Genomic DNA, 14,282 nt, shown 5'->3' on the forward strand with positions numbered 1-14,282 from the left:
CCATCGGGTTGCCGGCGTGCGAGGGGGATGGCCGTGAGTTTCGATCTCGGGGTGTGGTCGGAGGAGGTGCGGCCCTCGTGTGCCGCCGCACGGGAGACGTACCTGCGCCTCTGCGCGGCGGACGCGACGGCCGTGCGCCCGTCGGCGCACGTGGCGGCGTTCCGCACGGCCCTGGAGACCGCCGCCTCCGAGCCCGTCCCGGTCGCGCCGCCGGAGGGGGATGCGGCCGGGGCCGGTCCGGCTTCGCCGGGAGACCGGCCGCAGGTGTCCGGCGACGCCGGCCACGTGCTGGTGTCCATGCCCTGGCCGGGCGCCGCCGACCTGGCGCCACGGGTCGTCGCACTCGCCGCCCGGCACGGCCTGGTGTGCTTCGACCCGCAGAAGGACGTCGTCCACGTTCCCCCGGCGCTGCGGGCGCCGCACGCTCTGGAGTTGCGGTCGTGTGGCGGGCCGACGGTGGCGGATCCCGATCCGGAGACCGTCGAGCGGGCGATACGCGGCCTGTCCGCGGGCAGTTGGTTCGTGATCCTCGAGGACGTGCCCGGGCGGTATCTCCAGGTGGGCGTCGGCGCCGACGCGGGCAGGAGCGAGGGTGGCTACGCGGCCGAGTTCCGCGACGGCTCGCCCGAGTCCCATGTGCGGTGCGTGCTCCGCGACCGCGCGCAGGTCGTGTCCCTGTTCGCGCGCTTCCGCCAGGACCCGGCTGTCCGGCCGGACGGGGTGGCGTGGAGGCCGCTGTGGGGGTGAGTGCGCGTCCCGCTGCTGCCGGGCACGTGGCACGTCGGCGGTGGGGACGGCCCGAAGGCCGGGTGCCGGCGAGCGCTCGCTGATCGCGGCCGGGACCCTCGTGCGGGCTGGATGCCCGCTCGGCGCGGCCGGACCCCTGGACAGATAGTCTGCGCGGAGATAGTCTGCGCGTAGACCAAATCGAAGGCGTTTCCCGCATGGAGGCCCGTGATGTGGACGTACGAGCACAGCGTCGAGACCACTGCCGCGCCCGAGGCCATCTGGCGCCTGTGGGCCGACGTCGAGAACTGGTGGACGTGGAACGCCGACATCGTCGCCATCAGGATCGACGGTCCCTTCCGTGAGGGCGCCGAGATCGTGATGACCCCGGCGGGCGAGGACCCGGTCCGCCTGGTGGTCGCCGACGTCGTGGCCGGCGAACGGTTCGTGGACGAGGCCCGGTTCGAGGGCCTGGTGCTGCGCACCACCCACCGCGTCGACGCGGGGACGGGCCTGGCCACCCGCGTGACGTACCGGATGGAGATCACCGGAGCCGGCGCCGGGGAACTCGGCCCGCGGATCGGCCCGGCGGTCACCGGAGACTGGCCGGAGACCATGGCCGCCCTGGTGAAGCTGGCCGCCGCCTGATGGCCCTCCCCCCTGGCGAGAGCCCCGGCTTCCTGCTGTGGCACGCCACCCTGCGCTGGCAGCGGGACATCGCGGCCGCCCTCGGCCCGCTGGACCTCACCCACGTCCAGTTCGTCCTGCTCGCCTGCGCCTGGTGGCTCAACACCCGCGGCGAGCATCCCCACCAGCAGGCCCTGGCGCGCCAGGCGGGCACGGACGTCAAGATGACCTCGCAGGTGCTGCGCGCCCTTGAGGCCAAGGGCCTGGTCGAACGCGAGGTCGACCCGCTCGACACCCGCGCCAAGCGGCTGCGCGTCACGAAGTCCGGGGCGGAGCTGGCCCCGCGGGCGATCGCCGCCGTCGAGGACGTCGACGCCCGCTTCTTCCGGCCGGTGGCGCACGCCGACGTCGTGGCGCTACTCGGGCGACTCGCCGACCCGGACGCCTGAGCGCCGGACGGGAGGGCCGAACAGGGCGGGCCGGCGCGTCCGGCACGGCGTGCGCGGGGCCGCGCGGGACGGCGTCGCGGGACGTCGCGTCGCGGGCAACGGCCGTGGCGGGCGCGGCGCGTGGCTCCGTACGCCGAGAACCGGTGGACCTCCGGCCCGCGCGCTCATAGGCTCGGCGGATGGCCAATCATGATCACGTGAACCCGTCGCACTCCCCCGGCCCGGTGACCGCCGACGACCTCGCCGAGGGGGTCGGGCTGGTCGTCGACCTGCTGCGCACACCCGCCGCGCTCGCGGCGGACTGGGACCGTCCGGCCGGTACGCTGACGTGGACCTGCTGGGAGACCGCCGAGCACCTGGCGGACGACCTCTTCTCGTACGGAGCCCAACTGGGGCCGCAGTCACCGCCGTCGGCAGCCGACGTGCCCCTCGTCTGGCTCCAGAGCGCGCCCGGCAAGCCGGCGAACGTGATCTTCGCCGACCGCAAGGCCGGGCCGCAGGGCCTGGTGCAGGTCGTGGAGGCGTGCGGCGCCCTGCATGTGGCCATGGTGCGCACGGCCTCACCGGAGGCGCGCGCCTTCCACGTCTTCGGCACAACCGACCCGGCGGGCTCCGCGGCGATGGGTCTGGTCGAACTCTTCGCACACGCCCACGACCTGGCCTCGGGCCTCGGGCTCGACTGGACGGCACCGGCACCGGTCTGCGCCCGCGTCCTGCACCGCCTCTTCCCCGAGGCGCCGGACGGCACGGCCCCCTGGCCGACGCTGCTGTGGGCGACGGGCCGGGGCGACCTTCCCGGGCGCGAGCCCGCCACCGACTGGCGCTGGCACAGCGCACCGCGCCCCTAGGCGGCCTGTCGTGTGGATCACCGCTCCTGCGTCCACGGAGATCCAACGGAGATCCACACGACGGCCCTAGCTGTCGCGCGCACGCGCACGGAGCCGGTTGGCGCGGCGCCGTGCCGCACGGCGCTCCTCCTCGCTCAGGCCGCCCCATATGCCGGCCTCCTGGCCGGACTCCAGTGCCCACGCACGGCACTGCGCCATGACCGGGCAGCGCCGGCAGACGGCCTTCGCCTCCTCGATCTTCAGCACGGCCGGGCCGGTGGACCCGACGGGAAAGAACAGTTCCGGGTCCTCGTCGCGGCATGCGGCGCGGTTCTGCCAGTCAGCGACCATGGTTCCTCCATTGCTCGCTCGGTCGGTCACGGACGTCGTTCTTCTCCACCACCGCCTGTCCCGTGAGACGGAAGTGAAGCGAACGGATTTTCCGGCGACCGTTCCGAGGCGGCCAACTCGCCCCGCGGGACCAGTTGTCCCGGCACCCTGGAGGCTGCCGGACGGAGCGACTGGCCGACGGCCGACGGGACGGTGGCCGGATCAGCACGCAGGGCACGGCCCGGGGCGCGCGGAGGAGTGACCTGTGGGACGGATGATTTCCGTGTTCCCTCACCGAAGGCGCACATTCGTTCAGGTGTTCCCTTCGTGCCGTTCGGGACCTCACTCTGAACCCCGGGCGGCCGACACCTTTCGCCCTTCTGAAGCGTCCTCGAACCCGGACATGTTGAAATCCGCGCTGCGGTGGAACAATTCACGCAACCGCGCTCACAGTCGAGTGCACGACGCGACAACGTCCCGGACCCTCAAGCGCATTCGGGAGTCGATACCGCCCCTCAGCCTTCTCCATCCTCATCCAGGACCACTCCATGAACTTCACGGGACCCGCATTCTCGAGGGACCGCTTCCTCACCGACATCAGTGCGACCGCCGAGGTTCTCGGCGCGCCGTACGACGAGTCGTTGACCCGTACCGTCGTCGACGCGTTCGCGGAGGGCTTCAGCACGGGTGCGCTCATGCTGAAGACCACCGACCGGCCGCGGGACAGCCTCGGCTTCCGTCTCTATCCGCGCCGCCGGCTCAACGTCACGGGCCGGGCCGTCGCCGCGGGTCTGCTGGACCCGGGCGACCCGCTGCTGCCGGCGCTCAAGGGCTGGGCCGCGTCCAACCGCGGTGCCACCGAGTACTCGTGCGACTTCGACGCGGACTCCGGGCTGGTCTCGACCCGGGTGCACTTCGACACGCCGCGCCCGTTGCAGGAGGTTCTGACGGCGCCCGGTGTCCCCGGGTCCCTGCGCCTGTACGTCGACACCTTCCGCCACTTCGGCCTGGCACAGGTGCGGTTCGCGTCGGTCGACCACGGCAGGGACACCCTCGCGATCTGCTTCGGGGTCCAGGGGCCGGTCACGCCGAGCGGCGCCTCCGCGATCACGGCGCTGTCCGGTGCCGCGGCACCCTCGGAGGACACCGTGGCCGACCTCGCCCGGTTCCTGCCCCGCCAGTCGTACTCCCTGGCCCTGACCGTCCGGGCGAGCACCGGCGTGATCCAGCGGATCACCTTCGCCGCGCCCGGCCTGCCGGCGGAGGAGATGCCCGAACTCGGCCCCCGCCTGGCCGCGTTCTACGCGACCGCCCCCTCGTACGACGCAGTCGCGGTGAACGCCGCGGGGTGGTCGTTCGGCGCGCTCGAGGGCACCCACCGCAAGGGCGCGCGCAGTTACTGCGGTGACCTGGCCGGCCTGTTCCAGCGCTGGGCCGGCGTGGTCGGCAGCGGGGAGGCGCGGGACCCCGCGGTGTCCGCCGCGACCCCGTGACCCCGTGACCGCGTGACCGCGTGACCGCGTGACCGGGAGCGTCACCGGGAGCGCGTGGTCCTGCGACGGCGGCGTGCCGCCGCCCGCGCGGCACGCCGAGCCGCGGGCTCGGTCCCGCACGCCGCCGCCCCGCACGCGGCGGCCACGGCACCCGGCTCAGTCCCGCACGGCTCCGTCCGGCCAGACCACCGCGTACGGGACCCCGGTGCGTGCGGCGAAGGCGACGGCGTCCGCGGTGCCCCCGTAGCCGCGGGACGGCTTGCCGTCCCACACCGCCAGGAGCAGTTCCACGGTCCGCACCACGATCTCGCTGCCGGCCTGGTGCGCGTGGGAATCCGACTCCCGCAGGCCCGTGGAGTGCACCTCGCTCGCCCTGCGCAGCAGCGCGTCGTAGGTCGCACGGTGACTCTCCGGCAGGCTCTCGCGGTACTCCTCGGCCGGCACGACCACCTCGATCCGGCCCCCGTGGTCGAGCACGGCCTCGGCGAACCAGGTGTCGGGCCCGTCCGCGACGCACGTGACGCCGACGAGGCCGTGCGGGTCCTGCTGCTCGACCACGTCCACGAGCGCGGCGCGGACCATCCGCTCCACGTGCTCGGGCAGCCCGCGGTGCCCGGTGATGCCCATGCGCATGTCCCACACCCTTCCGCCGGGCACTGCCGTGCGCGGCCCACGTCTTCGAGCGCGATCCAACCGGGATGTCAGTGCGAACGCCAGAGGGCCCGCCGGTCGGAGGACCTCGGACCGGCGGGATACCCGCACCGGCTGGAAGGCGCGGCGCGCACTCTGCCCGCCGCGTGCGGCCTCAACTGCCGTGCATGATCGTCGTACCCGTGTGGCCGGGCAGCGGCTGCTCGGCCCAGATGGTCTTGCCGCGGCGACCCTGGCGGCTGCCCCAGCGGTCGGTGAGCTGGGCGACGAGCAGCAGTCCGCGGCCGCCCTCGTCGAAGTCCCGGGCGCGCCGCAGGTGCGGGGCGGTGTTGCTGCCGTCCGACACCTCGCAGATGAGCGTGGTGTCGCGGATCAGGCGCAGTTCGATGGGGCCGCCGCCGTAGCGGATGGCGTTGGTGACGAGTTCGCTGGCGACGAGTTCGGTGGTGAGGGCCAGCTCGTCCAGGCCCCAGGTGGCGAGTTGGCCGGTGACGGCTCTGCGCAGGTCGGGGACGGCCGCGGGGTCGGCGGCGACCTCCCAGGTGGCGACCTGGTGGTGCGCCAGGAGGCGGGTGCAGGCCAGGAGCAGGGCGACGTCGTCGGTCGGCCCCTCGTCCGGCACGTGCTTCAGCAGCGCGTCACTGACCTGTTCGAGGGTGAGGGACGGCTGGTCGAGGATCTTGGCCGCCGTGCGGACGGCGCTGTCGGGGTCCTCGTCCAGCGCCCGCAGCAGCCCCTTGGTGAACAGCGCGAGCCGGCTGCCCTCGGGCACGTCGAACTCCGCGAGTTCGAAGGGGTAACCGCCGACGCCCAACGGCGGGCCGATGGGCACGTCCACCGGTACGGGCGCCTCGCCGCGGGCCAGGAGCACGGGCGGCACGTTGCCCGCGCTCGCCGCCGAACATCGGCCGGCCACCGGGTCGTAGACGACGTAGAGGCACGCGGCGCTGAACTCCCCCACGGCCGGGCCCTCGTCAGCGGCGAATCCGTACTCGGCCCCGGAGTGGTACGCCGCGGCCGTCTCCTTCTCCAGCCGGATCACCACGTCGTTGAGCTGGGTCAGGAGTTCGTCCGGCGGCAGGTCGACGTCGGCGAGCGTGCGCACGGCGGTCCGCAGCTGGCCCATGGCCGCAGCGGCGTGCAGGCCGTGGCCGGCGACGTCGCCGACGACGAGGGCGACCCGGGCCCCGGACAGCGGGACCACGTCGTACCAGTCGCCGCCGAGCCCGGCCGGAGACGCGGCCGGCAGGTAGCGCGTGGCGCTGTCGACGGCGGACTTGCCGTCGATGCTGTGCGGCAGCAGGCCGCGCTGGAGGGCGAGGGCGGCGTGGTGTTCGCGGGTGTAGCGGCGGGCGTTGTCGACGCAGACCGCGGCGAGCGCCGCGAACTCCTCGGCGAGGACGAGGTCTTCGTCGGTGAACGGTGCCCGGGTGCGGTGCCGCCCGAAGAGGACCACGCCCAGGATGACGCCGCGGGCCTGGAGCGGTACCACCATCAAGGAGTGCGCCGACGCGGCCGTGCCGGGACCGGGGCGGTCCTGAGCGTCCTGCTCCCACCACTGCCAGGAGTCGTCGCCGCGCCGGTGGTGCGATCCCCTGCCGGTGGCCAGCGCGACTCCGACCGGTGAGTCCTTGGGGAAGAGCTGGGTGGCGCCGATGGAGACGGCGGCCTCCGGGCGTCCGTCCAGCACGGACCGGTGGGCGACGCACCGGAAGAGCATGCGTTCCGGGCCGGGGGCGGGCCGCGCCTCCTCGCCGCGCAGGACGCTGTCGAGCAGTTCGACGAGCGTGAAGTCGGCGAAGTGGTCGATGCCGACCGCGGCCAGTTCGTCGGCCGTGCGGTGGATGTCGAGGGTGGTGCCGATGCGGGCGCTGGCCTCGTTCATGAGGACGAGCCGGTCGTGGGACCCGGGTCCCGTGTCGTCCGTCCCGTCCCCCGCCGGGCGGACGGACAGGACCCAGAGCGGTTCCACGTCGAGGCCCTGCAGCGGCTGGGCGTGGACCGACAACCGGAGATCGTCTCCCTCCCGGCCGGCGGCGGCGAGCGACGCCGTCCAGGAGCGGGCGGACTGGCGCTGCCGCCACGCGGACGCGGAGGCCTGGTCCGCCCAGAGGGTGTGCAGGGTCTGCGCCATGGACTCCGGGGAGCCCCGGCCGAGCATCCGCTGGGCGGTGTCGTTCCAGGCCCTGACCGCGCCGTGCGTGTCGACGACGACGGTCGCCGGCCCTCTGGACGCCTCTGCCTCACCCACGGGCTCTCTCCCTCACCATCGGGGGCTGTCGCCGCCGTCAGTCCGGCCACAGGGCGCGGACGGCGCCCGGAAGGCCCTCCACTACTACAGGACCGAGGGTGGCCAACTGGAGGATGTAGCCCGGCACGGCCGCCACGATCACCTGTGTGAGCTGTTCGGGCGGCACGCCGGCGGGCAGCACGCCCTGTTCCTGGCGCTCCCGGACCAGTTCGGTGAGTTCGGCGGTCACGCCGGAGAGGGTGCTTCTGATCCGCTCGGCGAGCCCGGGGTCGCGCAGGGACTCCGCCCACACCAGCACGGCGATGGTGGCGAAGCCGTCCTGCTCGTGGCGTTCCCTGATCACCTGGAAGATGCCGGCGAGCACCTCTCCGATGCCGACCTGCGGCCTGGCCCCGGTCATCCTGCGGATCTCGGCCGCCACCTCGGCGAGGTTCTCCTCGGCGATCGCGACGATCATGTCCCGCTTGCCGGGGAAGTAGCGGTAGACGGCCCCCGACGACAGGCCCACCTCGGTCAACAGGTCCTGCATGGACGTGCCGTGGAAGCCGTCCCGCACGAAGCAGCGTCTGGCGCCGGCGAGGATCTGGGCGCGGCGGGCGTCCCGGTACTCCTGGCTCACTCTCGGCATACGCCGACCCTACATCAAAACGATCGATCGTTCGTTTTGATGCCCTCTCGCAGTGGTCGATCCGCGCGGTTTGTCCCGGCGGCCCGGCCATCGGACAATGACGGGAAACGTCTCCGTTCCGGAGGAGGCCGCGGTGTCGCTCTGGCACCTGAGGGACTTCCACGACGACGACCTCGACCAGGCCATCCAGCTGTGGGACCAGGGCCGTCAGGGAGACCTGTCCACGCCGGTCTTCCCCGTCTCCGAGGTCGTGACGGCCGCCCGTGCCGGCCAGCCGGCCGTGGTGGCGGTGGTCGGCGACGAGCTGGTGGGCATGGTCGTGGCCCGGGTGGAGGGCGAGCGGGCGTGGATCCTCCTGGTCGCCCTGTCCCCGCGCTGGCGCAACCGCGGTCTCGGCAGCACGCTGATCGCCGAGCTGGAACGCAGGTTGCGGGGTACCGGCGTGCGCCGCTTCGGGGCGCTGCTCTCCCCCGAGTCGAGCGGCACGTCGGCACTCGGGAACAGCGGCTACACCCGGACCGGAGGGCTGGTCTACTACGAGAAGCTGGAGCACCTGGGCGCGTCCGACGCGGGCCTGCTCGCCGAACTCGGGGGCCGCGTCCTGCCGGACGGGCTGTGGGAGCGGCTCGCGGGGATGCACGAGGCCAAGGACGCGATCGAGAAGCGCATCGTCCTGCCGCTGGTCGAGCCCGAGACCGCCGAGCGCTACGGCGTGTCCCCGCCCAAGGCCGTGATCCTCTTCGGGCCGCCGGGCACCGGCAAGACGACCTTCGCCAAGGCCGTCGCCTCACGCCTGGGCTGGCCGTTCGTCGAGCTCTTCCCGTCCCGGATGGCCGCCGGCGGCGGGCTGGCCGCGTCGCTGCGCGACGTGTTCGCGGACCTCGCGGAGCTGGAGAGCGTCGTGCTGTTCATCGACGAGGTCGAGGAGATCGCGGCCGCCCGCTCGGGTGTCGCGGTCGACCCCGGCCACGGCGTCACCAACGAACTGCTCAAGCTGATCCCGGCGTTCCGCGACCACGACGACCGGCTGCTGATCTGCGCCACCAACTCCCTGCGGACGCTGGACGCGGCGTTCCTGCGGCCCGGCAGGTTCGACTACATCCTTCCCGTCGGCCCCCCGGACGAGGCGGCCCGCCAGGCCATCTGGAACCGCTACCTGGGCCCGGCCACCGCGACCGTCGACGTCGGCCGGCTGGTCGGGGCCAGCGCGATGTTCACCCCGGCCGACATCGAGTTCGCCGCCCGCAAGGGCGCCCAGCGGGCCTTCGAGCGGGAGGTCAGCGACCGCACCGGCGCGCCGGCCGGCACCGACGACTACCTCACGGCCATCGCGGACACCCGCCCGACCCTCACCGACGCCGCCCTGACCGCCTTCCACGAGGACATCGAGCACCATCTGCGCACGTGATCCGGCCGGCCTGCGAGGTGCGGCGTCTCGGGAAGGGCCGGCCGGTGTCCGGCGCGGGGGCGTGCCCCCGGTTCCCGGGCCCGCGCCCGGCCGCGTAGCTTCCTGCCATGACACTCCTCTCCCTGCCCGACGGCCGCACGCTCGAGTACCTGGTGGCCGGTCCCGACGGCGGCACGCCCCTGGTCCTGCACAACGGAACCCCTTCCGCGGCGCTGCTGTTCACGCCGATGGCGGCCGCCGCCGCCGCGCACGGCCTGCGCCTGGTGACGTGCAGCCGGCCCGGGTACGGGGCGTCCACCCCGCAACCCGGCCGCAGGGTCGCCGCGGTGGCCGCGGACACCGCCGCCGTCCTGGACGCGCTGGGCGCCGACCGCTTCGTGACCGCCGGCTGGTCCGGCGGCGGACCGCACGCGCTGGCCTGCGCGGCGCTCCTCCCCGATCGCTGCCGCGGCGCCGCCACGATCGCCGGCGTCGCGCCCTACGCCGCCGAGGGCCTGGACTGGCTGGAGGGCATGGGCGAGGAGAACGTCGAGGAGTTCGGCGCGGCCGTCTCCGGTGAGGGTCCGCTGACCGCCTTCCTCGAAGCGCAGGCCCCCGCGCTGGCGAAGGTGAGCGGCGACGACGTCGCCGCCGCGCTCGGCGACCTGGTGTCCGAGGTGGACCGCCGGGCGCTCACCGACGCGTTCGCCGGCTACACCGCGGCCCTCTTCCGGGCGGCCGTGGCCACCGGCGTGGCCGGCTGGCGCGACGACGACCTGGCGTTCGTCACCGGCTGGGGCTTCGACCCGGCGGCCATCACCACCCCGGTCGCGGTGTGGCAGGGCGCGGAGGACCGCATGGTGCCCTACGCCCACGGTCGCTGGCTGGCCGGGCACCTGCCCGCGGCCACCGCCCACCTCGAACCCGCGGAGGGCCATCTGTCCCTGGTGCTCGCCCGGTTCGGCGCGGTCGTGGCCGAACTGGCCTCTCACCTGGACTGACGCGGGTCAGGTCCGCAGGACGGACACGGGGACACGCACGAAGGTGAGCGTGCCGTAGGGCGAACCGGTGCCGGTCTCGTACACGAGGCCGACGGTGCGTGGGTCCAGGAGCACGAGGTCGCTGTTGGACGCGGGCAGCGTGGAGAGGGTGACGGCGGTGGCCCAGGTGCGGCCGCCGTCGGAACTCGTGCGCAGCGCCATGACCGCGCGCGCGTCCGGGTCACAGGGCCCGGCGTACACCAGCGGCCCGCCGGGCACTTGGAGCACGCTGCCCTGCACGACCGGCCCCGCGAGGCCGGGTTGGGGTGCGTAGGGCGCGGTCAGGGTGGTGCCGCCGTCGGCGCTGCGGGCGTCGACGCGGGTGGCCGCCGAGGTTCCGTACTGGTCGCGGGCGTTGAAGTAGACCAGGCCGCCGGGGAGTTCGGCCGCGCTGGACTCGTTGGCGTTGATCACGCCGTCGGGGGTGTCGTCCCGGAAGCCGATCCGCCAGGTGGCACCGCCGTCGTCGCTGAGCAGGCTGTGCCCGCCGTAGTACTTCGGCTCGCTGCCGGTGTCGGCGGAACCGGGGACGGGCGGAACGGAGTGGTTGGCCGGGACGACGAGCCGGCCGCGGTGGGGGCCCGCGGTGAGGGCGAGGGCGTGCCCGGGACCGGTGGCGTACCAGCGCCACCCGGGGTCCTTGGCCTGGTCGGTGATCTCCCGCAGCGGGCCGAAGGTGCGGCCGTCGTCGGCGCTGCGCTGCACCCACACGCGCCGCCCGTCGGCCGGCGCGACCTGTCCGGACATGATGGCCTTCTCGGTGGCGCCTGCGGCGTTGCTGCACGTGAGCAGCACGATGTCGCCGCTGCGGGGGTCGACGACCGGGCAGGGGTTGCCCTGCGTGCCGGTGCCGTCGCCCGCGACCACCGCCAGCGGGCCCCAGGTGCGGCCGCCGTCGAGGGAGCGTTTGGCGGCGACGACGATGCGGCCGGTGTCCGCACTCGCGGCGCGGGCCTCGGCGAACGCCACGACCGTGCCGCGCGGTGTGCGGACGAGCGAGGGGATGCGGAACAGCACGTAGCCCTCGGTGCCGGCGGTGAACGGCACGGACTGCTCGAACCGCGGGTCGGCCGCGGCCGGCGGATCGGTGGCGGCCACGGCACGGCCGGGCCGCGGATGCGGTGCGGCGGGGCCCGCGCCCGCGGGGGGCGCGGCGGCGGCCTCGGCGGGCCGGCCCGCCAAGGCGAGCAGGCCCGCGGCGAAGGGAAGGACGACGAGCCGGCGACGGTCGAGCGGCATGACTGCCTCCTGGGGAGAGTCCCTCTCGGGAGTCCGGTTCCCGCGGGAATCAGGGCACGGTCAGTGGCACTTCGCCGCGCTGTACGTCAACGTCGCCGCCCGTGGGGTCACTTCACCGGGCGGCACGGGCGGCTTCCGGGCTCCACCGGGGGCCGGACACCGCCCGGCATCGGTCATGACGCGGGCCGCGCGGCATCGTTCACGACCCACACCGCGCGGCGCCTTCGTGGCGCGTCACCGCGCGGGCGTCACGACACGGGGCCCAGGCCCGCGGACTCGACGAGCGCGGCCACACGGGCTGCCTCGTCCAGGGTCAGCGGCAGCAGGGGCTCCTGCGTGCGCGCGCAGGCGATGACGCCGCGCGCGGCCAGCGCCGCCTTGAACGACCCGAGCGCGGCGGACATCCGGCCCACCCGGCCGCGGTCGGCGACCTCGATGATCCCGAACAGCGCGGCGAGGCGGCGCTGCTCTTCACGGGCCGCGGCGAAGTCGCCCTTCCTGGCGGCCTCGTAGAGCCGGACGTACCCGTGCGGGTCGACGTTGCCCAGGCCCGGCACGATGCCGTCGGCGCCGCGTTCGAGCGCGAGGTCCGCCAGGGTCTCCGAGCCGGTGAGGCAGGCCGCGCCGCTGCCCTCGGTCCGGTCGAGGACCTTCTGGAAACTCTCGAGGTCCCCGGAGGAGTCCTTGACGGCGCTGATCACCTTGACCTGCGCCAGCTCGCCGAGGAGTGCGGGCGGCAGCTTGTAGTGCACGTTGGAGGGGATGTCGTAGGCGACGACGGGCAGTTCGAGGGCGGCGTGCAGCGTCTCGTAGTGCTCCCGGACCTCCGCGTCGCCGACCCCGACGTAGAAGGGGGCGGTGACCACGACCGCGTCGGCGCCCAGCGTCTGGGCCCGGCGGGCGTGTTCCAGCACCCGCCGGGTGCCGGTGTCGATCGCGCCGGCCAGCACCGGGACCTGTCCGGCGGCGGTGGCGACGACCGTCCGCAGTGCGGTGTCCCGGTCGCCGTCGGCGAGTTGGGCGATCTCGCCCGTCGAACCGCCGACGAACAGGCCGTGCACGCCGGCGTCGAGCAGGAAGCCGGTGAGGCGCTCCAGCGACGCGGTGTCCACCTCGCCGTCCTCGGTCAGCGGGGTGCACAGGGGAGGGATGACTCCGTGGAACATCAGACCTTCTCACTGGTGGGTTGGAGCGTGGAACGGGGATGCCCGCCGCCCCTGGCGTCAGCCGCCCGCTGCACGCGGGCCGGGACGTCGAAGGCGATGAGCAGCACGAGCAGGGCGGTCACGCCCAGCGACAGCACGGTGATGGCGGTGCCGAGGCTGAGGGGCTCGGCGAGTTTCGCGCCGAGCACCGGCGCGGCGGCGCCGCCGAGCGCGCCGACGTTGTAGCTGAAGCCGAGGGCGGCGGCGCGGATCTCCATCGGGTAGTGGTCGCTGACGTACTTCGGCAGCACGCCCGAGGCGCCGGAACTGGTGCCGACGAGCAGGAACAGCAGCACCCACAGCGCGACGGTGTGGCCCTCGCCCAGCGCGAAGACCGGGTAGACGAAGACGAGCGAGGCGACGAGCATCGCGATGTAGGCGCGGCGGGTGCCGAACCGGTCGCCGAGGTAGCCGACCAGGACGCTGCCGACGGCGTAGCCGAAGCCGGCGTAGAGCAGGGCGTCGGAGACCTGGGCGGGGTCGTAGTGCAGGTCGGTCTTGAGGTAGGTGGGCAGCAGCGACTGGAGCGGCCACGAGTACAGGAACGCGCAGAACACGGTGACCATGAGCGCCACCACGACCGGCCACAGCCGCTCCGCGAACCCGACGGACAGCGTCACGAAGCAGGCGGCGATCACGGCGACCAGCGACAGCGTCACCGCGAGGGACTCGCCGCGGAGCACCACCAGCAGGGCGACGGCCGCGATCACGCAGACCGGCAGGTTCCACAGTTTGGCGCGCCCGGCGAACAGCCGGCCGGTGGCGTTCACCTGGGGCCGCCCGGCCGTGCGGGCCTCCTGCCACTCGGTCGCCTCCGGCAGCCGCCGCCGCAGGTAGATCGCCAGCACCACCGGCAGGATGCCGATCCAGAACAGCACCCGCCAGCTGGTGTGCGGCACCACCCAGGCGTACGTCTTGGCCGCCAGCACGCTGCCCAGCGGGTAGCCCGAGAGCAGCATCCCGCTGGCGGTGTTGCGTATCCGCTGCGGCCAGCTCTCGAGGATGTAGGTGGCGCTGGCGCTGTACTCGCCGGCCATGCCGAGGCCGACGATCATCCGGAACGCGAACAGCGACCAGTAGCCCCAGGCGAAGCCGCAGAGCACCGAGCCCACCGCGTACAGGCAGATGCTGAGCACCATGGCCGGGCGGCGGCCGAAGCGGTCGCCGAGCGCCCCCAGGGCCAGACCGCCGAACCAGCGCGACACGAAAGCCGCGGAGACGAGGGTGGCGGCGCGCACCGTGGAAAGGTGGAAGTCCTTTCCGATTTCGGTCAGAACCAGGGTGATCAGGACGAAGTCGAAGCCGTCCATGCCGTAGCCGAGCCAGGCAGCACTGAACGCCTTCCAGTCCTGTCTGAGCAACTCACCCGCCACTGCAGCGGCGCGGCGGGTGAGTTGCTCATGGGGCTCGCATCCTCGGGAGCTGGTGG

At 73.8% G+C, this 14,282-nt stretch carries 14 protein-coding genes; 7 read left to right on the forward strand and 7 right to left on the reverse strand.

The genetic code is table 11. The features are described 5' to 3' along the window. Positions 1 to 33: 33 nt before the first annotated feature. From BMW99_RS14665 to BMW99_RS14680, 4 genes are all read left to right on the forward strand, one after another. Positions 34 to 747 (forward strand): hypothetical protein, encoded by a 714-nt coding sequence (locus tag BMW99_RS14665; RefSeq protein WP_141726009.1) that lies wholly within the window; start codon positions 34 to 36, stop codon positions 745 to 747. 210 nt (positions 748 to 957) lie between these two features. Next, the gene (locus BMW99_RS14670) at positions 958 to 1,374 is read left to right on the forward strand and encodes an SRPBCC family protein (RefSeq protein ID WP_069462252.1); all 417 of its coding nucleotides are present in this window, start codon (positions 958 to 960) and stop codon (positions 1,372 to 1,374) included. Further along, positions 1,374 to 1,802, forward strand: a complete 429-nt coding sequence (locus BMW99_RS14675) for a MarR family winged helix-turn-helix transcriptional regulator (RefSeq protein WP_069462251.1) — start codon at positions 1,374 to 1,376, stop codon at positions 1,800 to 1,802. The genes BMW99_RS14670 and BMW99_RS14675 overlap by 1 nt, the downstream gene beginning before the upstream one ends. Positions 1,803 to 1,981: 179 nt before the next feature. Continuing rightward, on the forward strand, positions 1,982 to 2,650 hold the full coding sequence (locus tag BMW99_RS14680; protein WP_069462250.1) for a hypothetical protein: 669 nt from the start codon (positions 1,982 to 1,984) through the stop codon (positions 2,648 to 2,650). A 66-nt stretch (positions 2,651 to 2,716) separates the two neighbouring features. Here the strand turns inward: BMW99_RS14680 and BMW99_RS14685 are convergent, their stop codons facing one another. Then, positions 2,717 to 2,980 (reverse strand): WhiB family transcriptional regulator, encoded by a 264-nt coding sequence (locus BMW99_RS14685; protein ID WP_069462249.1) that lies wholly within the window; start codon positions 2,978 to 2,980, stop codon positions 2,717 to 2,719. A gap of 527 nt (positions 2,981 to 3,507) precedes the next feature. On the opposite strand from BMW99_RS14685, the gene BMW99_RS14690 reads away from it, so the two are divergent. Further along, entirely contained in the window at positions 3,508 to 4,452 is a 945-nt protein-coding gene (locus BMW99_RS14690) for an aromatic prenyltransferase (RefSeq protein ID WP_069462248.1), read from the forward strand. Between the two features lie 156 nt (positions 4,453 to 4,608). Here BMW99_RS14690 and BMW99_RS14695 read toward each other — a convergent pair whose 3' ends face one another. The 3 genes from BMW99_RS14695 to BMW99_RS14705 form a co-directional block, all read right to left on the reverse strand. Continuing rightward, a complete protein-coding gene (locus BMW99_RS14695; protein WP_176735400.1) occupies positions 4,609 to 5,085 on the reverse strand; it encodes a hypothetical protein in 477 nt (158 codons plus the stop codon). Between the two features lie 172 nt (positions 5,086 to 5,257). After that, positions 5,258 to 7,354: an ATP-binding SpoIIE family protein phosphatase gene (locus BMW99_RS14700; RefSeq protein ID WP_069462247.1), complete on the reverse strand. Its 2,097-nt coding sequence runs from the start codon at positions 7,352 to 7,354 to the stop codon at positions 5,258 to 5,260. 37 nt (positions 7,355 to 7,391) lie between these two features. Continuing rightward, positions 7,392 to 7,982 carry a TetR/AcrR family transcriptional regulator gene (locus tag BMW99_RS14705; protein WP_069462246.1) on the reverse strand — a complete coding sequence of 197 codons (591 nt, stop codon included), beginning with the start codon at positions 7,980 to 7,982 and terminating at the stop codon, positions 7,392 to 7,394. Between the two features lie 97 nt (positions 7,983 to 8,079). Between BMW99_RS14705 and BMW99_RS14710 the strand changes: the two genes are divergently transcribed. Continuing rightward, on the forward strand, positions 8,080 to 9,390 hold the full coding sequence (locus tag BMW99_RS14710; protein WP_176735399.1) for an ATP-binding protein: 1,311 nt from the start codon (positions 8,080 to 8,082) through the stop codon (positions 9,388 to 9,390). Between the two features lie 107 nt (positions 9,391 to 9,497). Next, on the forward strand, positions 9,498 to 10,370 hold the full coding sequence (locus BMW99_RS14715; protein ID WP_075016924.1) for an alpha/beta fold hydrolase: 873 nt from the start codon (positions 9,498 to 9,500) through the stop codon (positions 10,368 to 10,370). Positions 10,371 to 10,376: 6 nt separating this feature from the next. Here the strand turns inward: BMW99_RS14715 and BMW99_RS14720 are convergent, their stop codons facing one another. From BMW99_RS14720 to BMW99_RS14730, 3 genes are all read right to left on the reverse strand, one after another. Next, positions 10,377 to 11,648 (reverse strand): sialidase family protein, encoded by a 1,272-nt coding sequence (locus BMW99_RS14720; protein ID WP_075016925.1) that lies wholly within the window; start codon positions 11,646 to 11,648, stop codon positions 10,377 to 10,379. Between the two features lie 248 nt (positions 11,649 to 11,896). Next, complete coding sequence (locus BMW99_RS14725) at positions 11,897 to 12,814, reverse strand: dihydrodipicolinate synthase family protein (RefSeq protein ID WP_069462219.1); 918 nt, start codon at positions 12,812 to 12,814, stop codon at positions 11,897 to 11,899. Continuing rightward, a complete protein-coding gene (locus BMW99_RS14730) occupies positions 12,814 to 14,214 on the reverse strand; it encodes a sialate:H+ symport family MFS transporter (protein ID WP_218108381.1) in 1,401 nt (466 codons plus the stop codon). The genes BMW99_RS14725 and BMW99_RS14730 overlap by 1 nt, the downstream gene beginning before the upstream one ends. Positions 14,215 to 14,282: the final 68 nt, after the last annotated feature.

This window comes from Actinacidiphila rubida, from assembly GCF_900110255.1.
Taxonomy (GTDB): domain Bacteria; phylum Actinomycetota; class Actinomycetes; order Streptomycetales; family Streptomycetaceae; genus Actinacidiphila; species Actinacidiphila rubida.